Source organism: Paraburkholderia sp. BGA-UO-ETr-F12, assembly GCF_059567945.1.
In genome coordinates, this window is sequence record NZ_JCAQOZ010000037.1 from 19,190 (window position 1) to 42,043 (window position 22,854).

Genomic DNA, 22,854 nt, shown 5'->3' on the forward strand with positions numbered 1-22,854 from the left:
GATGCGCCTAGCGATTGGCGGCAATGAACGCGCTCAGCGCATTCACGGATGCCAGATGCTCGGCGATCTCGGTGGGCGGAATGCGCACGCCGAATTGCATCTCGACGCCCATCACGATTTCGACGGCCAGCACCGAATCGACCAGCCCCGTTTCGAGCAGCAACTCATCATCGCGCACGAGGCGCAGTACGACGGATTCGACCAGCGCCGCTACGTCGGCATGCAGCGTTTCGTTTTGAGTCATGGTGTTGTCCTTGTGCAAAGGTCGTTACGGCAATCAGAACTGGAAATAGAGAAAACGCACTTCGCCGTGCAACTGCGCGACGCAGAACACGAGCACCCCAAGCATCGCGACCGTCCAGCGCAGCGACGGCCGCCAGGTGAGCGCTGCGGGCAAGTCCTCGGCCGCGCGTTCGAGCGCCGGCGAGAAACGGCCCATCAATTGATGTGAATTCGGCGTGCACCAGACAATCGCCAGTAACGCGGCGATCTGCAAGGCAAGCGTCGAGCGGCCCGCGACCAGATGCAGCCACTCGCCAACGCCGATGTTTGCGGTGCCCCATGCGGGCCAGTCGAGCGCTTCGATGCCGTGCAGCCCCGCCATGCCTTGCAGTAAGGCGAGCGCATCGCCAACGCCATGAGCGCGGAAAAACGCAAACGCGACCAGCGCGGCCACGAAGGTCAGCAACACGTTGCCGGCATGGCGAACGCGCGCCTTGAAACGCATCGCGAATGGCGCCGCGATTCCTGGCAATCCTGTCTTCTGTGCCGATCCCGCCGCTGTCCCCGCCGTCCCCGCTGCCGCGCCTCCGACCGCCGGCGCAGCCGCTGCCCGCCACGCGCGATAAGCGTGATTCACGGTGAGATACGACGCATGCAGCAGGCCGTAGATCAGATACTGCAGGCCCGCGCCGTGCCAGATGCCCGCCAGCGCCATCGTGTAGAACGTCGGCACGGCGACCGTCGACAGAAAGCCACGCGTCGAACGTTGCGCGAGACGGCCGATCGGCAGGCCACGCAGCGCACGGCTGCGATTGATCCGCATCGCCATCGGGTAATACAGGTAAGCCGTGAGGTAACGCGTGAGCGTCATGTGCCAGCGCTGCCAGAAATCGATGATGCTGGCCGCCTTGAACGGCGAATTGAAGTTCAACGGAAAGCGCACACCGAACATTTTCGCGAGGCCCACGGCCATGTCCGAGTAGCCCGAGAAATCGAAGTAAAGCTGCAGCGCATAGGCGAGGCAGGTACCCCACGCCGCCAGCCACTGCAATTCGTGCGGCGCGGCAAATCCGGCGTCGGCGAACGGCGCGATGGTGTCGGCGAACAGCACCTTCTTCGCGAGACCGATGGTGAACACGAACGCACCAATCGAGAGATTCTCCGCGCGCAGCTTGTACGTGGCCGGCTGCGCGAACTGCGTCATCATTTCCTTGTGATGCAGGATCGGCCCCGCGATCAGATGCGGAAAGAACGTGACGAATTGCACGTAGCCAAGCGGGTCGCGCTCCTTGACGATCCCCGCATTGCAGTCGAGCAGATAGCCGATCTGAGTGAAGGTAAAGAACGACACGCCGAGCGGCAGAATCACGTCCTGCATGCCGTGCGCGAGCCAATCGGCGGGCGCCACGCCGCTTGCGTGCACGAGCGCGGTAAGCAGCGTCGCCAGATATTTGTAGCGCACCAGCAGTGCGAGATCGGCGGCAATCGCAAGACCCAACAGCCAGCGGCGCCGTGCCGACTGCGCGGGTGCCGCGACGATCGCACAACTCATCGCATAGTTGAACACGATCGACGCCACCAGCAAGCCGACGAACGCCGGATTCCACCACCCGTAGAACACGATCGACGCACCGCACAGCCACGCCGCCGCGGCACGTGGCATGCGTTGGCCAAGCAGGTAGTAGCCGGCCAGCGCGGGCGGCAGGAACAGCGTGAGGAAGATAAAGGAATTGAATAGCATCGCGCTCAGTCCTGCTTCGCCGGTGCGGCAACGGGGTTGACAGGCATCGCAGCGTCGGCGGCCGTTGCTGCGGCAGGCGTTGCTGTGGCAGCCAACGCTGCGGCAGGCGTCGGCGCTACGCCCTCGAGCGGCATCGACAGCGCGTCTTCCGACATTTCCCAGATCACCACGCGCACACTCTTCGGCCAGTTGGCGCGCTCGCGCCAGATCGCCTGCAACGCACGGTCGAACTGGCCGTCGTCGAGACTCACGTTCCAGACTTCGCGGCCAAGCTGCTCGCCGAGGCGCTCGGCAAACGCGCTGCGCCGCGAGAACGAACTGCCCGCAAGCAGCACGTCGGCTGCCGGACCGTCGTCGAGCAGACCGCCGCTGCGTTGCGCCTGCAAGGTCTCTTCCGCGACGACGTCAGGCGCCGGCCGCCAGGCGTCCGGCACGTCGTTCAGGTTGGCGAGCGTCAGCAGATCGCCGACCCGCGGCGCCGGTTGCGCCGTCGCATGCGTGAATTTTGTCTCTCCGGGTGTGCCGAGCAAGGGCAACACCGCCGCGCCGACCACCTGGGCGGCGGCTTGCGCGCCTTGCGCATTCCAGTGCACGTCGGTGCGGAAAAACGCCGGACGCGCGGCTTGCAGGGCCGGCAGCAATTCGACGTGCGTGACGTGGCTCACAGTCAGCGCACGGTTCCAGACGTTCAGACGCTGCGTCATCCGCGCGTCCTGGCGCAGCCCGCATAGCGCCTCGCTTTCCGCGCGCGCCTTGTCGGGCACCGTCACGACCACCAGTTGAATTCCGGCGCCGCGCAGTGCATCCGCGTAACGATGCAGCGTGGCAATGCGCGCATCGGTCAACGCATCGCCACCGTCGGCGCGTTCGACGGGATCATGGCCCGCCTGCACCGGCGCGCGCAAACCGTCCGCATAGAACAGCCAGCCAGGGCAGCCCTCGCGCACCTGCGGCCCGAGGTCGCCGAACAGGCGGTAGCGCACCGCCGCCTGCCAGCGGTGCAGCGAGCGCGCGTACGGCACGTCGATTGCGCGATCGAGTTTGTGGCCGAGGCTGCCGTCGCGCCAGCCATGCAGATCGAATGCCGCGCCGTTGCGCGACTGCACGACCAGCGAAGTCACTGCCCCAGCACAACCGAGACCGAGCAGCAGCGCGAGCAGCCACGCGATGCGCCGATGCGCGCGCGCGAGCGACGGCGCGAGTTGAGCCGCCGTCCCCGCCTGAGCGTGCGCGGTGGCGCCCTCTCTCGCCGGCGTGCCTGCCACCGGGCGATTTGACGTGCGTTCCGCCGGGCGTCCGACTGACTCGCTCATCAGGCCACAGCCTTGCTCAGGCGCGCGAGAAACGCACCGTCGGCCATTACCGACGCCGCGTCCCATTGGCCCGCTGCGCTCGGCAGATTCATCATCTGCCCTTCGTTGAATTGCCAGACGATCGCTTGCGGCGGATTGGCCTTGAACTCGGGCGACTCCAGATAGTTGAGCAACGTCTTCCACGGGCCGGTGTCGCCGAAGGTCCACGTCAAGCCGACCTGGCGATCGATCGCGTTCGAGAGCTTCTGCGGAAAACCGAGGTACGGCTGCACCATGCTGTTGCCGACCACCTGCACGACCGGCGGACCGCTATCGACGAGACCCGGCGACGCCACCACCGTGCGCACGATGAAGTGATCCTTGCCGACCGCCTTCTTGCGCTCCGGCGGCAACAAGGCCGCAAGATCGCCATAGCGGACTTCTTCATTCCACGCGCCGAGCCTGCTTCCTGCCCCCGCCGCGCCCTTCAGCGGACCGGCCGAGACCAGCCGTTTGGCGACGCGTGCCGCGACCGCTTCGGCGGAATGGCCGCTCCAGTGGTAGTCGGCGCGAATGTACTTTTCCTGTGCCGGGTCAACCGCGGCAATGGCTGCGTCACCATCGACGATCTGCAGGCCGAGCGATTGGGCATGCGTGCGAATCGCGGCGTAGCGTCCCGCGACACCCGCGGATAATGCGGTGCCGTCCGGCAGATTCTCCGGGCACGAACGGGCTTTCAGCGGTGCGATCACGATCACGCTGCGAATGCCGCGCGCCGAGAGTTTGTCCGTCGCCTGACGAATCAGATCGACGGCTTTCAGACAGGCGGGCGTCGCGTCGTCGGTGAGACTCTCCCAACCGGGATAGAGCCACAGATTGCGGCCTTCGATCACACTGGTCGATGCCGCGGCGGATGCACGGCGCGGCAGCAGCGACAGCGCGCCGCCAAGCGGCGCCGCGGCCAGTGCGAGCAGCAAACGGCGGCGCGTGCCGTTGAGCGGTTCCGGTTGGGCAGATGCCTGGATGAACGAACGGCTGGAATCGGTCATTGTGTTGGGTCCCCGTGATTTATGTGGAGCGTGTGATGCAGGTGCAACGCCAAGCAAAGCGGGAGGCAAACAGCGCGCCACGAACCTCCCGCGATCTCGCGACCATCAATTCGCGGCGGGCGGCCACGCCAGCGCATCGCGCGCGCCGCTCAAGACCGGTTTGGCCGCATCGCCGGTGACGAACAGGCTATAGCTGTCGCCGGCCGCGAGCGCCGCCAGCGGCAGCGCCGCGCTGGCCGCCGCGCCGCATTGCCCCACCAGTTTCGCGCTGACCGGATTGATGGCACGCGCGTCCTGCGCGCCCGCGGCCACCTGCGCGAACACCGTCGGGCCGTTGCCGTCCACACCGATCTTCGCGCTGCAACCGGACGTGAAATTAAACGCCCGCAAGGTCGCCTTCAAACCGTCGACGCGTTCATAGCGGCCGACGATCCGCGTCGCATGCCAGCCCTTCGCGTCATGACGCAGCGCGACGGTGACGGCGTCGCCGGCGCCGGCTGCTGCATTAGCCGTGGCCTCGGCGACGGCCTTGCCGTCGGCCGTCACACGCGCCGGCGTGCCCGGCGTCAGCACGCTGAAGCGCGTGACCGCGCCCGGTGCCAGCGTCTGCGGCGCTTCGCTGCCGGCGAGCGCGACGCGCACCGCCTGCGACGAGGCGTTCAACACGCGCAGATACGACGCGTTGGCGGGCGGTTGCGGTCCATACAGGCTCGCGACGTCGTCCGCCGCCGCGTGCGCCACGCCGGCCGACAGCAGCGCTGCCAGAAAAACTGCCGTCCTCGAATACCCCAAGCTATTTTTTTTCATTTGATCCGTCCGGATTCAATACGAGTAAATCGCGCCGAAGAACACCCCGCGCGCGCGATCGTCGCCGCTGATCTTCCAGCGGTACTGCACCGACAGATCGACATACGAGCGCGGCGCGTCGTATTTGCTGTCGCGGAACCAGTAACGCGTCGAAATCCCTACCCCCGCGCCGAGCGGAATGCTGTGGTCGACGCTCGAGTCGTAGTCCGCGCCGATCACCGCGTACGGGAAAACGGTCCACTTCGGGCTGTAGCGATCCATGCGATAGGTGCGCCCCACTTCGAGATTGGTGGTCGCATAGACCGATCCCGCGTTCAGATAGGTGCCGGTCTCGGCGTAGATCTGCGCGGTCCACCATGAAGGCACGTCGACCCGCCGCTCGATGCCGTAACCGCCCGAATACGCGAGCCGTGCGAGCCAGTCGGGATTGACCTGCGAGCCGATCGGAATGATCCGTTCGAAGGCGACGATCGCGTCGATCTGCGAGAACGGCTTGGCGCGCGCGCCAATCGTGGCCTGCAAGGTATCCACGCCGCTCGCGCCGCCGTTCTTCACGCCGAAACTCTCGTAGCCGCGTGCGTAGAGTTCGAACATCCGGTCGCCGAGACTGCCGAACGGACGCCAGTAGGCTTCCACGCCCGCCTGCCAGTTGTTCGACGTGCCCGGTGTCGGCGACGACGCATAGCCCGGCTGCATGCCCGCGCCGCGATAATTCAGCGACGCGTCGAAGCCCCAGTTGCGGGTGGCTTCGGCGTGCGCACTGCGCATCTCGTTCAGTTGGGCGGGAGTGGCGGGCGGCGTGTCGTCGCCCGGTTTGGCGCTCGCGTCGATCGCGCGTTCGAAGTACTGCGCGGCTTCGCGGTTGCGGTACGCGTTCACGGCCGCATAGCCGGCGTCGGCGTAGGCGCTGGCCGGCATCGTGCCGGCCTTGTCGGCCATGCTGAAACGCTGGAACGCGACCTTGTTGTCGCCGGCCCGTTGTGCGATGTACGCGGCGCTCAGGTCCGGCATCGCGTCGAGCATGCCGGCGTCGATCATCTTTTGCGCTTCGCGCGACGCGGCGGAGTCGTTGCCGGCCGTGCTGAGCGCGTTGATCAGATCGACCCGGTGCTGCGGATCGTCCGGCGCGGCTTTGACCGCTTCGCGTGCGTAGCCGACCGCGCCGGCCTTGTCGTTTGCAGCGGCTGCGGTGGCCGCGGCGCGTGCCGCGGCGAAACCGCGATCGGCGGCGTACACGTCGCAGCTTGCGCCAAACTGATCGACCACGCAGTCGATCACGGGACGGTGCGCCGGGTCGATTTGCGTGGCTGGAGCAAGCGAATCGGTCGACGCGGTTGAAGCGGTTGAAGCGGTTGCGGTGCTCGACGCGTTCGCCGCGACGGCCGGCGCATGCGCGAGCAACCGCCGCGCCTGCGCACGTCGCAGCGCGATCGGCGGATCGGTGTCGTCGCCATTCATCTTGAGCGGCGCGAGCAGATCGAGCGCACGCTGCGGCTGTCCTTCGGCGATCCATACGTCGGCGATGATCACGCGCGCCACGCGCTTGTTGCGCTGCGTCGCGTCGTTGGCCTGCAACGCTCTGGCGAAATCCGCCTCAGCGTCCGCCGTCTTGCCCTGCGCGGCCAGCACGTAGCCACGCAGCGTGAGCGGCATGATTTCCGTATCGTCGGCGGCAATCGCATCGCTCGCCGCGGCTTGCACGCCAGGCAGATCGTTCGCGGCGAACAGCACGTCCATCAACTGGATGCGGTAGCCGACCTGATCCGGCGCATAGGCGACCGTCTCACGCGCGAGCGTGGCAGCCTGCGCGTAGTCGCCCTTCCTGAAAGCCTCATACGACGCAGCGGACGACTTCGGCGCCAGCCGGTTGCCAATGAAGCTGCGCCTCAAGCGCAGTTCCTCGGTGTCGCCGAAGCGCCCGCTTGCGTCGAGATCGGCGTTCCATGCTTCGGTATCCTGACCGGCCGCGCTCGCCGCGTCGATCAGCAACAGCCGCAGGCGCAGCAGGTCGGGACGCAGCGAGATCGCCTCGTTCGCGTACTTGACGGTGCCCGCAAAATCCTTCGCCGCGTACGCTTTGTAGGCCTGCTGCGCGGCCGTCAACGCGGCGCCGGTCAGCACGTCCGGATCGGCCGGCTGCTGGCGGCCCGCGCGTGCCACTGCGCGGGTCGACACGTTCAGCGCGTCGATCTGCTTGCGACGCGAGACCAGCGCCGGATCGCGGCCGATCTGCGCAATCGCGTCGCCGAGCGAGCGGCTTGCTTCGCTATAGCGGCGCAGCGCGGCGAGCGAGTTGGCTAGCAGTACCCGCAGCGACACGACGTCGGGGCGCTGGCGGATCGCCTCGCGTGCCCGCTCCACCGCACCGGCGTAGTCGCCGCGCTCGTAGGCGGCGTATGCGGTCTGCGCCACGCGGTAGGCGGCGCCGCTCAACGGCAGCATGTTCTGTCCGGATGCGGCCGGCTGAGGTGCGGCCGCCGTGCTCTGCCCATAGGCCGCCGCGCCGCTCAGGCACAGTGCGCCCGTCACCGTTGCAGCGGCAACGGCACGCAAGCTGAAGAAAAATGAATCGCTCATTCGGATGCCGCCAGAGCGCCCTGCAGGCGGCGCTGTTGCTGAATTACGTTCTCGAGTGCGGCACGCGAGATCACGCCGCGCGCCACCATGTAGTCGCCGATGCGGCCATGTCGATCCGGGCGATAGTCCTGCATGGCTGACTCGAAAGCTTCACGGCGCACGTGGCCATGCTCGATCAGCAGATCGCCGATCAACGGCACGCTGCGTGCCGGCACAGACCCGCTCGCGTCGTCCGGCGATACACCTGCCGGCGCGCCCCCAACCGTGCCCCCTGACTCGACCTCGCCCACCGGCGCCATGGTTTCGACCCCGCGCAGCACGCGCAGGCCCGCCGCGATTTCGCCCTCACGGACGATCTGCTGGGCAACGTGTCCTTCGATCAGCCCGTTCAGTTCCGCCACCGCCGTATCGGCAAGCGGGCTCGCGGTCAGCAAGATCGTGCGGCCATTCGCGGCGTCGATCTGCGGCAATACGCGATGGCGCACGATCGCGTCGAGCGGCAGGCGCTCCGCGTCTTCCTTGATGCGTTCAAGCATCACACGTCCACGCGGCAAATCCGCCTGGAAGGCAATCGCTTCCGCGAGCGTCTCCTCGTCGAGCCAGCCCTTGGCCATCAGCACGCGGCCCAGCGGCGCCTCACGCGCATGGCTTTCGCCAAGCGCCTGTTCGAGCTTGTCCGGATCAATGGCCTGCCACGACAGCAGCAATTCGCCCAGACGCTGGCGGCGGTTGTTGAAGCCATCGGCGGACGGAAAGTCGTGCATGGTCTTGTCCCATGCCAGACGCTTGCCCGTCACGAGGTGCGTGAGGAACATTTTCCACGCACGCGAAACAGCCATGAAGTTGATGAAGTTACCGACCACCATGCGCGGCACGGACAGCACGCCGTGCTCCCAGCCATAGAGGCGCGTCACGAAATAGATCCGCTGCGCGACGCGCAACAGCAACGCGCAGCCGTTGGCCCATAGCAGCGCTTGCAGCCACAGCGAATCGGAGAACGGCGAAGCGATCAGGTCCGGCATCCAGCCGAGGAGTTCAGCGCCGGCGAAGAGCAGAAACTGGATCACCAGCCCATACGCGATGATGCCGACGAACGCGGTGACGATCCCCTTGCGGTCGCGAAACAGCAGATAGCGATTGGCGAGCGAGCCGGTCCAGCCGGTCTGCTTCCAGCCTTGCAAGCCGATACCGAGCGTCCAGCGCGCACGCTGCCGGTAGGCGGTGCGGAAGGTATCGGGGAAGAATTCGCGCACGCACAGCGGCATCGTCACGGTGATGTCGCGCTCCTTGCCGAGGCCGAACCATGCCTTGCGGCGCGTGGCGAACTGCACCGGAAAGCGCGCGAAAATCGACTGCATCCCCATCTTGCCCAGGCGCGCGCCGACGTCGTAGTCCTCGGTCAGGCTTTCGGTATTGAACGGCTGATTGTCGGTTTCGGCGATCAGCGCGAGCAGCGCGCGGCGCGAGAAGCACGTGCCTACCCCAGCGGACGGCACCGAGCCCACCAGGCTCTCCCGCACCACCAGGTCCTTCGCGTGCCATTCGGCGAACTCGTCCATATAGGTGCCGGCCACGAGTTCGAACCAGTTGCGCTCGAGCGAGGCGACCGGCAACTGGATCATGTCCTTGCGCGGCAACAGGTAGTTGAAAAAGCGCAGCTCGACCGGATGCAGCACGTCTTCGCTATCGTGCAGCACTACGCCGGCGAATTCGATGCCGGCCTCACCCTCGTACTTGAAGATCGCCTGAATCACCCAGTTCAGACAGTCCGCCTTGCAGGTCGGACCGTCATGCGGCACTTCCACGCGACGCAACTGCTTGTAGCGGCGGCGCATCCGTTCGACTTCGGCGATGGTCTGCGGGTCGTTCTGATAGGTGCCGACGAACACCACATAGTTGCGGTAGTCCATCACCCGCACCATGTCCTCGATCATCGCCGCGACCACGTCGTACTCGTGCCACGCGGGCACCATGATCGCGATCGGCTGCTCGTCGCGCTGATATAACTGCGCGCTGGTGAGCGGCTTGTAGGTGCGCTGCACCGTGAAGCGGCGATAGATCGTGCGGGTCCAGTACCAGGCGTCGATGAACAGATCGTCGATGCTGGACAGCAGAATGATGAACGCCACCAGCGCCGCGACGTATTCGAGCCCGAGGTAGTAGTGAGCTACCGCGTAGCCCGCATACCATTTGATCAGCGCGATGCTCACGACTTGTCCTTATTCCTGCGGCGCGCCACGTTGGCCACCAGCAGCAATACGATCAGCAGGCCGACGAGCGCGGCCGGGATGCCCCAGCGCACCCAGTTCTGCATGAACCACGGACCTTGCACGTCTTCCGCGTCGACCACTTCGCCCGGATGACGCGTATCGAACTGGCGCAGCGTACCGCTGCCGTCAACGATCGCCACATCGCCACGCGAGAGTTGCAACGACGCAGGCAAGACCGCCGCCGTCTCCCCCACCGTGCGATACGCGATGCCCGACACGCTGCCCGACTTCACCGCTTCGATCACGCCGACACGGTTCAGACCCGACACGTCCGCGAGAACCTTGCCGGATGCATCGCTCAGCGACAAGCGGTCTTTCGACAACCGTGCGAGGCTCTTCTCATCGGCGAGCGCGACGTCGGCCGCGAGGAAGGCGCCCTTCGGGTTCACCGCTTCGCCGTCACGGGCGACGCTGAAGGCCGCGCCCGTCGGCGAAATGCCGCTTGCGTTCGCGAGGCGCGCGACGCGCGGCAGTGCTTGCGTGGGATCGTTCAGGTACGCGGCCGGCACCAGCACATTCGCTTCCGATGCAAAACGCGCGACCATGCCGGTGAAATCGTCGCCGATCTTCGCGTCGGTGAGCGTCAGATGACTGCTCGGCAATACGGCAATCGGATGACCCTGGCTACGCGGCTGGCAGCCGCCTTCCGGCTGGCGCTGAAACACCACGCGCAGCAGATTGTTCGGCGCCAGCGCGTAGTGCGGCACGCGCGCGGTAATGCGCTGCGGCTTGCCGTTGGCGTTCAGCAGTTGCGAGCCGATCAGCACGTCGTTGAAATAGATCGAGGCGGTCTGCGCCGCGTTGTTCAGAGCCGGCGATGCAGCCACGTCGAGCACCACGCTGCCTGGCAGCTTGCCGTTGCCCGACACCGCGCCCAGATCGAAATTCGCGTCCCAGGTGGCGCGGCCTTGTACGTCGAGCGTGCGCGGCAGGCCGCCCAGCAGCGACAGCGCGATTTCGTCGCCACGCGTGTTCGGCGCGGTATCGATCTGATGCACGACGAGACGGCTCGTCACGTCGATCGGACGCCACGTGCGCGCGAGAATCGCCACGCCGTCGTTATCGCCGACCACGATTGCGGTTTGGCCGCCGAGGTGGGCAAGGCGCACTTCGCCCGAAACGAGCGGCTTCGCGATCGGATCGATTGCGCGGGCACGCCATGCGTCGAACGCGTCGGCAGCACCAGGGGCCGCGCCGACAACCTGTTCACGCAACGCATCGAGCGACGTCTTCAGCGTGTTGCGCAGCGTGTCGTCGGCGACGATCACGTCCGGCGCGAATGCCGGGCGCGGCGTCAGTGCGACGAGGGCGCCCGCTTCCGCCGGATTCGCCAGCTTGTGCGAACCGCCCGCGGCCAGCGCGGCGAAGGCCGGAATCGCGCGCAGCGGCGCCGGCACCTCGATATCGCTCAGGTCGACCGTGTCGCCCACTACGGGCCACGGCCGCGTGAGCGGCGTGCGGCCTTCGCGTTGCAGCAGCGCTTCGACGCGCCAGCCTGCATCGAACGCCGGTGCGCCGAGCTTGCGCGCACCGAGCATCACCACCGGTTTGTTCGGCAAGGCGCCCCACGCGCTGCGCAGATCGACGATCGCGTCAGGATCGTAGCGATAGGTCAGCCGCGAAGTCGGCGCGATGCGCCAGACGTTGCCGATCGCGGTCTGGTCGGTACAGATGTTATCGCTCAGCACCGACGACCAGTCGAGACCCACGCGCACGAAACCGCTCGGCCTCGCCGCGCCGTCCACGCCCAGACTCGCGGACGCATCGCCCTGATCCTGCGTTGGGGTGCGCGAGAGTACCGGCGAGCCGTCGAGCGACACCAGCATGGTCGTGCGGCCGCCGTTACCGCGCAGATAGCTGCCGTCGATCTGCAAGGCCGCATCGCTCAGGGGTACGCCGGCCGGCACCGGCAGATACAACTCCTGACGCCCGTCCGGCGCACGCAGCACGACCGGATCGCGCATGCCCAGTTCGGCCAGCGACACCGTGCGCGTCGCGAGCCGGCCGCTGCCGAGCTGCGCGAAGCTGCCGGCGACATCGGCCGGCTGCTGGGCATAGGCCGTCGACGCCAGCAACAGCAGCGCGGCAAGAACCTTCAGGTGAGGGCGCGCCAGGCGGCGCATGAGCGAATGGGTGGTCACGTTGTCTTGTCTCGAAATTAGCGCGCAAACAGTGAGGCGAATTTGCGCTGCATGGATTGTTTGAAACTGCGATGCCGGTTCTGGCAGGCCGCTTTGGCAGGCCGCTTTTTTGCAGGCCGCTTTGGCAGTGCGTATTGCCGGAAGCTTTGCCGGCGCGTCGCGATCGACGGCGGCCGGCGAACGTCAGTCTTACAGTGCGTGCACGGCCAATGCGCCCGCCAGCTGCGCGGTGCTGCCCGCTGCGCCGCTCACGAACTCGTCGAACGGACGCCCGCTCAGCGCCGCGACGATTCGTTGCGATGCATGGCCGTCGCCGTACGGATTGACGCGATGCGCAAAATCGTCACGCTCGCCCGCGTTTGCGAGCAAACCTGTCACCGCGCGCACGATCGCTTCGCGCTCCGTGCCGACGAGGCGTACCGTGCCGGCCGCCACCGCTTCCGGCCGCTCGGTCACGTCGCGCATCACCAGCACCGGCTTGCCGAGTGCGGGCGCTTCTTCCTGCACGCCGCCCGAGTCGGTGAGGATGATTGACGCACGCTGCATCAGGCGCACGAAGCCGAGGTAATCCAGCGGCTCGATCAGATGAACGTTGCGCGCCGTGCCGAGGGTTTCCTGCACGGGACCGCGCACATTCGGATTCAGGTGGACCGGATAGACGATCTGCACCGTGTTGGTTTTCGCGAGTTCGGCAAGGGCCGCGCAAATGTTCGCGAAGCCCGCACCGAAGCTCTCACGGCGATGGCCCGTGACGAGCAGCACCGGCAGGGCGCCATCGAGAAACGGCAGGCGTGCGTCGAGTTCGGCGCGCAATGCCGCGTCCTGGTCGATGCGCGCGGTGGTGAGGTTCAATGCGTCGATCACCGTATTGCCGGTGACGATGATCTTGCCGTGCAGCGTTTCGTGCGCGAGGTTTGCTTTCGAGCTCGCGGTGGGCGCGAACATCAGATCGCTCATCACGTCGACCACGCGGCGGTTCATTTCTTCCGGCCACGGCTGCATCAGATTGCCGGTACGCAGCCCTGCTTCGACGTGACCGATTGGAATGCGCCGGTGGAACGAAGCTAGCGCCGCCGCGCACGCGGTGGTCGTATCGCCGTGCACCAGCACGCGATCGGGTTGTACGGCAGCGAGCACTTCGTCGAGCGAGGCGATCAGACGCGAGGCCAGACCGTTGAGCGTCTGGTTGCCGGTCATCAGCGCGAGGTTGTGATGCGGCTTGATCTGAAACAGCTCGAGCACCTGATCGAGCATCTGCTGATGCTGCCCGGTGACGCAAACAATCGACTCGATGCCGGTATCGGCTTCCAGTTGCTTGACTAACGGCGCCATTTTGATGGCTTCCGGCCGTGTGCCGAAAATCGACAGAATCCTCATTGGCAATACCCCGCATCTCACACAAATGTTTTATTGGCGGCAGGCATTGCGGAGCAAGCGTTAATATTGCTTCCCCGTATTTACCGATCTGACAGGCCTTGAGCCGGTAATTACCGGCGATTCCCGTCTGCGCGGGAAACGATTCGATCGGATGCAATTACTTGCCGACTGGACTCACGCGAACATCGTTTGAACGATTGGTCATTAGCGATGAATCGACGCGCATTCTAGCGTGTATCTTCCGCAATTTTACAACGGATTTCCGCTGCATCCGGCGTTTGATACTCTGGCTTGCTGACCTGAAGGCGTGATTTTTGCCGACGAAGCCGGGGGATTAAGCGGCGCAAACGTTTTCCAAATAGTTATCGGAAGGTTAAATTCAGATCAATAATTTTCAGATTTTGTAAATGTCAAATCTTGATTAACATTTACTCCGTCTCACTGGCTCGATTTGAATTTCCCGCTGATTAAGGCTACGCAAACGTTACCGGGGAATTTTGGGTGAGCGGATCAATATCACGAATTGTCAGGTCGATTTGACAGTGTGTCTCAGTTGCTGGAGGCGCGTTCGATTTCCGCGGCCAGTTCGGCGATCTGCGATTCTGCGAACACGCGGATGCCGTGTTGTTGCAACAACGCGACAGTGACGCCGGTGGCGGGATGGGTTTGGCCGTCGAATTTGCCGGTGTGGATGAAGGTGCTGCCGCAGGAGGGGCTGCCGTCGGCGAGCAATGCGTAGCGGCAATTTTCTGCTTTTGCGCGGTTTAGCGCGTGCTGGGCGCCTGCGATGAAGAGCGCGGTGACGTCTGTGCCGGTGTTGTCGTTGATGATGGCGCGATGCGCGAGGACGTCGGCGCCGGTACGGCGCAGTTGTATTTCGGCTGGCGGCCGCGGGGTCGGGAAGCCTGCTGCCACTTCGGGGCAAACGGTGATGAGGCGGCCTTCGGCCTGCCAGTGGGTTAGCCACGTGTCGTGGATGGGGTTGGCTTTGGCTTTGCCGTTGTAGCGGACGGGGTGGCCGACCAGGCAGGCGCTGATCAGGATCTTCAGCATAAAAGATGAGGTTTTGCCCTGCGGGCTGGCTTGGGGGTGGAGGGATTGTAATCGGGTTTGGTTCGGTTGTTTTGTGGTGTGGTTTTTTTATTCTGTTGTTAGGGATGCTGATTTTTTTGTTTTTTGCCGTTGGCGGTGGTGTTGGTATCGGTATCGGTGGTTTGCCTATGGCGTTGGGATTTGCCTGTGCTGGTCTTTTGGCCTTTCCTTGCTGGGTTAGTGGTCCGCTCTGTTGTTGGTCTTTTGGCCTTTCCTTGTTTTGTTATCGGTCTATTAGCGTTCCCCCTGTGCGGGGGGCACCTACTTTTCTTTGCCTGCCGCAAAGAAAAGTAGGCAAAAGAAAGCGGCTCACACCGCCAGCTCATAAGCGGGTCCCCCGCACAGCCGCGGTAGTGGTGCATCTGGAATCCGTGCCCCCGCACACTCCGCGTTAGCGACAAGGCGCTCATCAGCTCCCACTCCGCACTACGTGCGTCGCGGACGGGTCTGCCAGGGAAACCTCGCCAACGCTTGGCATACCTGATGGTTCTTGAACTGGGTGTCGGCGCGCGCAGCGCCGCCGGAAGTATGACTGCTTTGTCACTAAAGCGGAATGTGCGAGGCGACAGATTCCAGATGCACCACTACCGTGGCTGTGCGGGAGACCCGCTTATGAGCTGGCGGTGTGAGCCGCTTTCTTTTGCCTACTTTTCTTTGCGGCAGGCAAAGAAAAGTAGGTGCCGCCCCGCACAGGGGCAACGCTAATAGACCACTAACAAAACAAGGAAAGGCCAAAGGACCAACAACAGAACAGACCACTACCACACCAAGCCAACACCCAAAATCCAGATCACCAACAAAAAGCGCCGCGAAGGCCCCCACCTGCCGGGCAGGCAAAACCAACCCCATAGCCCGCGCAGCCCCTAAAACACCCCCATCAACCTGGAAAGCACCGAAACATACTCCCCGTACAGGGGATCACTCTTAACCTGATCAGGTTCCCTAGGCCGCGCCAACTCAATCTTCACATCGTGAATCACCCGCCCCGGCCGCTCCGACATCACCAGCACCCGGTCAGACAAAAACACCGCCTCATGAATACTGTGAGTCACCAGCAAAACCGTCAGCGTACTCCGCTGCCAGATCCGCAAAAGCTCGACATTCAACCGGTCCCGCGTCAACGCATCCAACGCCCCAAACGGCTCGTCCATCAACATCACCCGCGGCTCGAGCAACAGAATCTGCCCAATCGCCGCCCGCTGCCTCATCCCACCCGACAACTCATGCGAATACCGGTCGGCAAACGCCGTCAACCCCAAAGTCTCAAGCAAGCCAGGAAGCCGTTCCTCCACCTGCGCCCGCGGCACATTCCGCAACTTCGCGCCCAGCCGGATATTCGCCCCCACGCTCAGCCAGGGCAGCATATTGCTGGTCTGAAACACCACGCCAATATCCGGCACCGGCGCGCTGATCGGCTCAGCACCAAGCAGAATCCGGCCGCCATCTGATGGCACCAACCCGGCCACCATCCGCAACAAGGTGCTCTTGCCGCATCCGCTCGGCCCCAGGATCGAGACGAACTCGCCCTGGCGAATCTGCATCGATACATCGTCAAGCGCGCTGAATGCCTCCGCCCCACCCCGCGCGGCAAAGCGCTTACCGACCTGTTCGACGGAAATCAGCGCAGGCGCCGCTTCGTCGCGATGCAAAGGATGAACCTGTGCGCCGGTTGCCGCGGCGCGCTGCACAATACGCAACTTGTCGACCAGTGCCATCAGACCGTCACTCCTCTCCACCACACGCCGCGCGAAACCAGTTCGACAGCCCAGTAAAACAGCATCGCCAGCACGGTCACCATCAGGATCGCGGCAAACGACAACGCAGTCTGCGCATTCGATGTCGCAAACACGATCAGGTGCCCAAGCCCCGACTCCGACCCAATGAACTCGCCGACAATCGCCCCGATGACCGCCAGCGGCATCGCGATCTTCAAACCGTCGATCAGCGCGGGCAACGCGGCAGGCAACCGCAAATACCAGAAGGTCTTGGCCTGCGACGCACCGAGCGCCCGAAAATGCTCGTCCAGGTTGCGCGGCACACCGGCGAGGCCGCCCATCGTCGCGATCACGATCGGGAAGAACGCGAACAGCACGGCCGCCGCCAGCTTCGATGCAAACCCGTAACCGAACCACACGATCAACAACGGTGCAAGCGCGATCTTCGGCATGCTCTGCAATGCGGTGACCAGCGGAAACAAGGTACGCCGCGCAATGCTCGACATGCTCGCCAGCAAGCCTATCGTCAGGCCGCCGACCAGCGCCAGCGCGAAGCCGGCGAACACTTCCCACGCGGTAGCCAAGGTGTCGGACAGCAACTGTCCACGCATCTCCCAACCGGCCGCAAAGACCTGCGACAGCGCCGGCAGCACGTAGTCCCGCGTGCCCGTCCAACGCACGCCGAATTCCCAGATCAGACCAATCACGATCCAGAACAGGACGGTTTCGAACATTCTCTTCATGAGGTTTCCGAATTATTCACTATCAGCCGAGCTGGACGGATCGGCTTTCGTTGAATCTTGCGGGGCGCCCGACGCCGCAGTCGCCGCCGCTGCCTGCGCCGATTTTTGCGCCACCAGATGCGGTGGCGGCGGCACGACAAAGCGTTCGAAGCGGTACTGGTCGAACGATTCGATCGTGCGCTCCCAAACCTGCGGCTCGTGTGCGTCGCGCTCGCCGATCTGCGTCATCTCGCAGTACACCTCGACGTTGTTGCCATCCGGGTCCTTGAACACGAGGAACAGGTTGTTGCCAGGACCATGCCGGCCGATCCCACGCACGATCTCGACACCATGCTCCTGCAAGACCTTCACCGAGCGTTCCATCTCCTCGTAGCTGTCGATCAGATACGAAAAGTGCTCGAGGCCGGGGCGCGAATAGCGCGGCAGGTCGTTGAAATCGGCGGAATCTTTCGGCAGTTGCGCGAGCGCGAGATCGTGGTGATCGCTGCCGGCGCGCAGAAATACCATCTGGTCGCCGATCCAGTCGGATACTTTGAGGCCCAGCACGTCGGTATAAAACTGCGCGGACTTCTGGATGTCGCGCACCATCAGCACCATGTGCCCAAGCCGCTTCGGACGCAAACTGTTCATTGCCTGTCTCCTCAGTGCCCACGCCTCGCGCGGGCTGGTTGGAGTGAGCGCGCCGTTTCAACGACGCGTCACCCCCAATAGGGTTTACTCGACAAACTGATTCGTATAAAGATCGGCCGCCTTCACCTTCGAGCCGGTGCCGAACGCGCGCGACACAAACGCGGCGGTGGCATCCATGCGCGCGGGCCGCAACCAGCCGGTCTTGTGCTGCGCGGGATCGTCGGCGATCAGTCCATTGGTCTCGACGATCTGCTGCAACAGGATCGTCTTGTCGAGCACCGGATAGAGCCCGGCAATCGCATCGGCGGCCTCCTGCGGGTGCTCGCGCATCAGCGCATAACCGCGATAAGTCGCGGCGACAAATCGTTTGACCACGTCGGGATGCTGCGCCACAAAGGTATCGGTGGTGACAATACCGTTGCCCATCATGTCCAGACCAAAATCCCGGTAGAAAACCTTGCCGAGCTGCTGTCCGGCCCGCTTCGCCAACGCGGCTTGCACCGGCAGGCTCGCGCCTTCCCAGCACTCGGACAGGTCGATGCGCTTTTGCAGCAGCGCGGTATTGATCACGGCCGGATCGAGGCGCACGGTCTTGATCGCGTCGGGCGCCATGCCGTTCTGCTTCAGCCATGCGGGCATGATGTTCTGCACCGGCGACGCACCGCCGCCGCCGAGCGTCATCCCCGACAGATCCTTTAGTGTCGTCACTTTGAAGCCGGGCCGCTCGAGATAACACATCGCACCGGGCCAACGCGTGTTGATCGCGCCGACCATCACCGCATGGCCGCCATGCGCGCGGTTCAGCATCACGCTGACGGGGTCGCCATAGCCGAACTCGAACAGTCCCTCGTCCACTTCATTGACGGTGCGCTGGCCGCCATATCCGCGCATCACGCTGACGTCGAGGCCCGCGTCGCGGTAGTAGCCCTTGGCCTGCGCGAGCAGGATGCCGCCGGTGCTGCCCTGCGGCAGCCACGCCAGATTGACGCGCACCTTGTCGGCCGCATGGGCGCTCGTGAAAAGCGCGGTGGCGGTCAATGCCACCGCGCTCAACGCAGCCCGCCGACTGAGTGGCCGAACCCACTGTCGTACCGCGCGCCGTATCCGCTGCAACATGTCGTGTTCCCCGTCTATGAGTGGAGTGAGTGGGGTGAATGGAAAGTACCGGGAGCCTGCTGACGCTCAGCCGGCGACCAGCGGATTCTCGATCGAACCGATCCCGTCGATCGAAGCGACCATCACGTCACCCGCCTTCAGATAAATGCCTCGCCCCATGCCGACGCCGGTCGGCGTGCCCGTGGCGATCAGATCGCCCGGTTGCAGCGTGAGGATCGTCGATAAATATTCGATCTGCTCGGCGATGTTGAAAATCATCGCGGACGTGTTGCCGTCCTGCATCATTTCGCCATTTACCGCGAGGCGCATGCGCAGATTCTGCGGCTCGGCGATACACGCGCTCGGCACGAACCACGGGCCGAGTGGGCCAAAGGTATCGAAACTCTTGCCGCGAAACCAGTCGTGTTTGAACGGATAGTCGGAGCGGCGATTCAGGTCGCGCGCGCTGACGTCGTTGAGAATCGTGTAGCCGGCAATGTAGTCGTAAGCGTCCTCTTTCGCGATGTGGCGGCCGGCCTTGCCAATCACCACGGCCAGTTCCACCTCCCAGTCGACCCGCTCCGCGTGCGGTGGAATGACCACGTTCGCAAGAGTCGGCACCACGCTCGTCTCGGCCTTCATGAACATGTACGGCGTGCTCTCTTCGCGCGGCGCCAGCTCGGTTCCCATCTCCTGCGCGTGTTCGTAATAGTTCGACGCCGCCGCGAAAATGCGGCGCGGCTGATACGGCACGCACAGCGTGTGGCCGGCGGGCGGCGCGGCGTCGAGCGTGCCCGCCTCGAGCGCGCGCGCAGCGGCTTCGAGCCGTTCGACGGCCGCCGCACCGTCCGTCTCCCAAGCGGCGATCAGCGCGCCGACGTCGGCAAACGGCAGCGCCGAAGCGCTTTGCTTCAATACCGCCCGCGCGTCATACAGCTTGTCGCCAACCGCCAGGCCAGTGGCCGTGCGGCCGTTCAATTCATAAGTTGCGATACCAAACCAGGTCACGTATTGCCTCGCTTTTTGCGTTTGTAGGGGATTAGTTAGCTGCGGTCGAGGGTTCAATAATTCGTATACATTCAGTCATCTGTGTATTTTTATTGAAATTCTCGTATACACCAATCGGGGCATGAACACGTTCACGCTTACACTGCATGGGCTTACGGAGGCCGGATATGCGCGGTGGCGATTGAGGCGGTTGGGCCGCTGGCGCATAATGGGGCCGCTTGCTCACGGTTTCGCTCAACCCACAACCATCACGATGACGACGCTCTCCTCCAAGATTTACCGCCTGCTGTGCGACGAGATCATCGAAGGCACGCTTGAACCGGGCCAGAAGCTCGAAGAAGCGGCACTCGCCGAACGCTTCAACGCGTCGCGCACACCGATCCGCGAGGCGCTGCGCGAGCTCGCCGCGCGTGGCCTCGTCGAACTGACGCCGCGCAAGGGTGTGGTGGTCGCGCAGTTCAGCATCGACGAACTCGCCGATATGCTCGAAGCGATGTGCGAACTCGAGGCGCTGTGCTGCCGGTTGAGCGCGCAGCGTATGAGCCTCGTCGAGAAGAAGCAGCTCGAAGAACTCCAGACCGAAATGAACGCCGCGATCGCGCGCGGCGATGAAACGGAGTACTTCCAGCTCAATCGCGAATTCCACGAACTGATCTGCAAGGGCGCGCAAAGCAAATCGCTGGCGTCGATCATGTCCGTTCAGCGGCAGCGTCTGGCGGGTTTTCGCGCCGCGCAGCCGGCTTCGCCGTCGCGCTTCGAGGCGGCAACCGACGAGCATCGCGAGATCGTCTCCGCGATCCTCAACTCCGAGCCGGAACGTGCGTACAACGCGATGCGCGACCATACGGCGCGGCTGTCTATCGTTGTACTCGGCCGGCTCAAGCGCCAACGCACCGAGCGTGAAAACGCCTGAAACGCTGGGCGTAGCGCGATCATGCGCACCCTGCCGACGCTTCGCGGCTTGCCCCGATGACATAGGCGACATGGGCGGCACCGCTCGCCACCGATGCGCCGGCTGAAATCGCGGCCCGTTCACGCAGCCACCACCGCCAGCGATGCCACCGACGGCATCGAAAAATCCAATGCCTGAAGCTGCTGCAACAACGCGCCCGACTGCGCCGGATTCATCGGCGTGAGCGGTGGGCGCACCCGCGTCCACTCCGGGTCGTGCGCAAAGTGCGCGACGATGCTTTTCAACGCGGGGATCATCGGTTGTGCTTGCACGGCGAGGCGAACCGTCGTGACCTTGCCTTCCCATATCGCCCTTTCTTCCCGCGTCGCCGCGTTCAGCAGACTCGCGATCGCGTGCGGCTGAATATTCGCGGTAGCCGAAATGCAGCCTGCCGCGCCCAGCGGCAGTGCTTTGCCGAGCAAAGCCTCGGACGCGGGAAACACGGCGAAGCCGGGAAACTTCTCAAGCATCGCCGCGGTGTTGGCCCAGTCGCCTGAACTGTCCTTGATCCCGACCACGGTTTGCGGATAGGCCGCGATCAGCCGCTCGATCAGCGTATGGGTGATCGGCACGCCGGTGAACTGCGGGATGTGATACAGCAGCACGCGCAACTGATCCGAGCCGACGGCCTGGATCACGTCCGAGTAGTACGCGAACAGGCCGTCGTCGCTGACACCTTTATAAAAGAACGGCGGCAGCATCAAGGCGCCGGCGCAGCCGGCTTCGGCCGCGTGACGGGTCAAGGCGATCGCGTCAGGCAACGCGCATGCACCGGTGCCGGGCAGCATCTGGGCGGGGGCGATACCGGCTTCGAGCACCTGATCCAGCAACGCGTGGCGTTCGGCAAGACTCAGCGAATTCGCTTCGCTATTCGTGCCGAACAGCGCGAGGCCGGCCCCCTGCCCGACCAGCCAGCGGCAAAACGCGACAAAGCGCGCTGCATCGACGTCCAGCCCGGCGGTGAACGGCGTAACCACCGGCGCAAACACGCGCGGTTTGGCAAAAGCAGATAGACGGCTGACGGACATGCGGATCTCCTGATTAGCTGGACGGATAGGCGTAGACGTGGACGCAGACGTGGGCGCGGACGTGGACAATCAGGCGCTGAAAAAATCGAGCATCGCATCGCCTAACAAGGTCTCGCCCGAATCGAAATGCGCGACCACCGATGTGTGGTTGTGCCGCAGCATCTGCACGAAGCGCGGTGCGCGTTTGGGTGCGCCGTCGCCGGCACGTTGACGCGCCAGCAGAACGCGCTCGAAGAAAGCCGCGCCGTAGGCGTCCAGATAAGGGTTCTCGTATTCGGCGACCACCACCATCAGCGGCGCGTCGAAATGCGCCGCGTGGGTCAGCGGCGAGCGCACGGCGTAGCGTGTTTCGTCCGTGCCGAAATAGGCGCGCACACCGGCTGCGTTCGGGTTATCGGGCAGCACGTCGGCGGCCAGCCGGGCGCTGATCAACACCGCACCGGCGACAGCCGAAGCGCCTTCACGCAGCCCGGCATACAACGGATCGCACAGATACGTGGCCACATGCGCGCCGCCCGCCGAATGTCCGACCAGAAAGATTCTTTGCGGATTGCCGCCGAAACCGGCGACGTGTTTCTGTGCCCACGCGAGTGCAGCGGCGACGTCGTCCGCGCCGGCGGGATACGGCGCTTCAGGCGCGAGCCGGTATTCGACGTTCAGCGCGACACAACCCTGACGGGCGAACCAGCGCGACACGTTGTCGTAAATGAGTCCGTTGAAACTCTTGCTGCCGCGCAGGAATGCGCCGCCATGGACGAACAGCACGACATCGGCATTGCCCTTCTCCCTCGATCGCGCGGACGCAAACACATCCAGACGCTGCCGCTCGTGGTCACCGTAGGCAATATCGCGCGCTACCTCGAGCGGTTCTCCCGCATCGCGCGCAGCAGCCACCAAAGGCGAATACGCGGCGATCACCAGGTCGCGATGCGCATTGATATCGCGCCCCCAGACCGGTCCGATCCGCGCAAAGCGCTCCCTGAGCGTGGCGGAAAGACTGCCCAACGGTTCCTGCAAGGTGTGCATCGGTGGTCCTCATACAGTGCGGCGAATCGGCGCTAACGGCACCGATCCGCGTATGAGAACCATTCTGGTATATCAAATCGTTTTTGTGT

Annotated in this window: 18 protein-coding genes; 1 reads left to right on the forward strand and 17 read right to left on the reverse strand. The window is 64.3% G+C overall.

What is annotated here, in order from left to right; all coding sequences use genetic code 11:
* Positions 1-7: 7 nt before the first annotated feature.
* From AC57B6_RS16740 to AC57B6_RS16810, 15 genes are all read right to left on the reverse strand, one after another.
* The gene (locus AC57B6_RS16740; RefSeq protein ID WP_030103466.1) at positions 8-244 is read right to left on the reverse strand and encodes an acyl carrier protein; all 237 of its coding nucleotides are present in this window, start codon (positions 242-244) and stop codon (positions 8-10) included.
* Between the two features lie 33 nt (positions 245-277).
* Positions 278-1,963, reverse strand: a complete 1,686-nt coding sequence (locus AC57B6_RS16745; RefSeq protein ID WP_496421741.1) for an MBOAT family O-acyltransferase — start codon at positions 1,961-1,963, stop codon at positions 278-280.
* Positions 1,964-1,968: 5 nt separating this feature from the next.
* Complete coding sequence (locus AC57B6_RS16750) at positions 1,969-3,276, reverse strand: alginate O-acetyltransferase AlgX-related protein (protein ID WP_496421742.1); 1,308 nt, start codon at positions 3,274-3,276, stop codon at positions 1,969-1,971.
* The gene (locus tag AC57B6_RS16755) at positions 3,276-4,304 is read right to left on the reverse strand and encodes an alginate O-acetyltransferase AlgX-related protein (protein ID WP_496421743.1); all 1,029 of its coding nucleotides are present in this window, start codon (positions 4,302-4,304) and stop codon (positions 3,276-3,278) included. Before AC57B6_RS16755 ends, AC57B6_RS16750 begins: the two co-directional genes overlap by 1 nt.
* 105 nt (positions 4,305-4,409) lie before the next feature.
* A complete protein-coding gene (locus AC57B6_RS16760) occupies positions 4,410-5,111 on the reverse strand; it encodes an alginate O-acetyltransferase AlgF (RefSeq protein WP_496421744.1) in 702 nt (233 codons plus the stop codon).
* A 15-nt stretch (positions 5,112-5,126) separates the two neighbouring features.
* A complete protein-coding gene (locus AC57B6_RS16765) occupies positions 5,127-7,688 on the reverse strand; it encodes an NfrA family protein (protein WP_496421745.1) in 2,562 nt (853 codons plus the stop codon).
* Positions 7,685-9,898 carry a glycosyl transferase family protein gene (locus AC57B6_RS16770; protein WP_496421746.1) on the reverse strand — a complete coding sequence of 738 codons (2,214 nt, stop codon included), beginning with the start codon at positions 9,896-9,898 and terminating at the stop codon, positions 7,685-7,687. The genes AC57B6_RS16765 and AC57B6_RS16770 overlap by 4 nt, the downstream gene beginning before the upstream one ends.
* Positions 9,895-12,099 (reverse strand): cellulose biosynthesis cyclic di-GMP-binding regulatory protein BcsB, encoded by a 2,205-nt coding sequence (locus AC57B6_RS16775; RefSeq protein WP_338138178.1) that lies wholly within the window; start codon positions 12,097-12,099, stop codon positions 9,895-9,897. Before AC57B6_RS16775 ends, AC57B6_RS16770 begins: the two co-directional genes overlap by 4 nt.
* A gap of 189 nt (positions 12,100-12,288) precedes the next feature.
* The gene (wecB, locus tag AC57B6_RS16780; RefSeq protein ID WP_106353577.1) at positions 12,289-13,476 is read right to left on the reverse strand and encodes a non-hydrolyzing UDP-N-acetylglucosamine 2-epimerase; all 1,188 of its coding nucleotides are present in this window, start codon (positions 13,474-13,476) and stop codon (positions 12,289-12,291) included.
* A 549-nt stretch (positions 13,477-14,025) separates the two neighbouring features.
* Entirely contained in the window at positions 14,026-14,529 is a 504-nt protein-coding gene (locus AC57B6_RS16785; RefSeq protein ID WP_030103457.1) for a 2-thiouracil desulfurase family protein, read from the reverse strand.
* A gap of 902 nt (positions 14,530-15,431) precedes the next feature.
* On the reverse strand, positions 15,432-16,283 hold the full coding sequence (locus AC57B6_RS16790; protein ID WP_496421747.1) for an ABC transporter ATP-binding protein: 852 nt from the start codon (positions 16,281-16,283) through the stop codon (positions 15,432-15,434).
* The gene (locus AC57B6_RS16795; RefSeq protein WP_454805306.1) at positions 16,283-17,026 is read right to left on the reverse strand and encodes an ABC transporter permease; all 744 of its coding nucleotides are present in this window, start codon (positions 17,024-17,026) and stop codon (positions 16,283-16,285) included. The genes AC57B6_RS16790 and AC57B6_RS16795 overlap by 1 nt, the downstream gene beginning before the upstream one ends.
* A gap of 12 nt (positions 17,027-17,038) precedes the next feature.
* A complete protein-coding gene (locus AC57B6_RS16800; protein ID WP_028646310.1) occupies positions 17,039-17,656 on the reverse strand; it encodes a VOC family protein in 618 nt (205 codons plus the stop codon).
* Positions 17,657-17,740: 84 nt separating this feature from the next.
* Complete coding sequence (locus AC57B6_RS16805; RefSeq protein ID WP_106353583.1) at positions 17,741-18,772, reverse strand: ABC transporter substrate-binding protein; 1,032 nt, start codon at positions 18,770-18,772, stop codon at positions 17,741-17,743.
* Positions 18,773-18,838: 66 nt separating this feature from the next.
* Positions 18,839-19,759, reverse strand: coding sequence for a fumarylacetoacetate hydrolase family protein (locus AC57B6_RS16810; protein ID WP_496421748.1), 921 nt, complete (start codon positions 19,757-19,759; stop codon positions 18,839-18,841).
* 253 nt (positions 19,760-20,012) lie between these two features.
* Between AC57B6_RS16810 and AC57B6_RS16815 the strand changes: the two genes are divergently transcribed.
* The gene (locus AC57B6_RS16815; RefSeq protein ID WP_030103452.1) at positions 20,013-20,672 is read left to right on the forward strand and encodes a GntR family transcriptional regulator; all 660 of its coding nucleotides are present in this window, start codon (positions 20,013-20,015) and stop codon (positions 20,670-20,672) included.
* Between the two features lie 119 nt (positions 20,673-20,791).
* Here the strand turns inward: AC57B6_RS16815 and AC57B6_RS16820 are convergent, their stop codons facing one another.
* Together AC57B6_RS16820 and AC57B6_RS16825 are read right to left on the reverse strand one after the other, a co-directional pair.
* On the reverse strand, positions 20,792-21,739 hold the full coding sequence (locus AC57B6_RS16820; protein WP_496421749.1) for a dihydrodipicolinate synthase family protein: 948 nt from the start codon (positions 21,737-21,739) through the stop codon (positions 20,792-20,794).
* Between the two features lie 69 nt (positions 21,740-21,808).
* Positions 21,809-22,765, reverse strand: a complete 957-nt coding sequence (locus tag AC57B6_RS16825) for an alpha/beta hydrolase (protein ID WP_106353587.1) — start codon at positions 22,763-22,765, stop codon at positions 21,809-21,811.
* Positions 22,766-22,854: the final 89 nt, after the last annotated feature.

Coding starts and splice junctions, on each gene's coding strand:
- AC57B6_RS16755 (WP_496421743.1), bottom strand. CDS start 4,304: ATGACCGATTCCAGCCGTTCGTTCATCCAGGCATCTGCCCAACCGGAA.
- AC57B6_RS16800 (WP_028646310.1), bottom strand. CDS start 17,656: ATGAACAGTTTGCGTCCGAAGCGGCTTGGGCACATGGTGCTGATGGTG.
- AC57B6_RS16785 (WP_030103457.1), bottom strand. CDS start 14,529: ATGCTGAAGATCCTGATCAGCGCCTGCCTGGTCGGCCACCCCGTCCGC.
- AC57B6_RS16815 (WP_030103452.1), top strand. CDS start 20,013: ATGACGACGCTCTCCTCCAAGATTTACCGCCTGCTGTGCGACGAGATC.
- AC57B6_RS16745 (WP_496421741.1), bottom strand. CDS start 1,963: ATGCTATTCAATTCCTTTATCTTCCTCACGCTGTTCCTGCCGCCCGCG.
- AC57B6_RS16820 (WP_496421749.1), bottom strand. CDS start 21,739: ATGTCCGTCAGCCGTCTATCTGCTTTTGCCAAACCGCGCGTGTTTGCG.
- AC57B6_RS16790 (WP_496421747.1), bottom strand. CDS start 16,283: ATGGCACTGGTCGACAAGTTGCGTATTGTGCAGCGCGCCGCGGCAACC.
- AC57B6_RS16740 (WP_030103466.1), bottom strand. CDS start 244: ATGACTCAAAACGAAACGCTGCATGCCGACGTAGCGGCGCTGGTCGAA.
- AC57B6_RS16805 (WP_106353583.1), bottom strand. CDS start 18,772: ATGTTGCAGCGGATACGGCGCGCGGTACGACAGTGGGTTCGGCCACTC.
- AC57B6_RS16760 (WP_496421744.1), bottom strand. CDS start 5,111: ATGAAAAAAAATAGCTTGGGGTATTCGAGGACGGCAGTTTTTCTGGCA.
- AC57B6_RS16795 (WP_454805306.1), bottom strand. CDS start 17,026: ATGAAGAGAATGTTCGAAACCGTCCTGTTCTGGATCGTGATTGGTCTG.
- wecB (WP_106353577.1), bottom strand. CDS start 13,476: ATGAGGATTCTGTCGATTTTCGGCACACGGCCGGAAGCCATCAAAATG.
- AC57B6_RS16750 (WP_496421742.1), bottom strand. CDS start 3,276: ATGAGCGAGTCAGTCGGACGCCCGGCGGAACGCACGTCAAATCGCCCG.
- AC57B6_RS16765 (WP_496421745.1), bottom strand. CDS start 7,688: ATGAGCGATTCATTTTTCTTCAGCTTGCGTGCCGTTGCCGCTGCAACG.
- AC57B6_RS16825 (WP_106353587.1), bottom strand. CDS start 22,765: ATGCACACCTTGCAGGAACCGTTGGGCAGTCTTTCCGCCACGCTCAGG.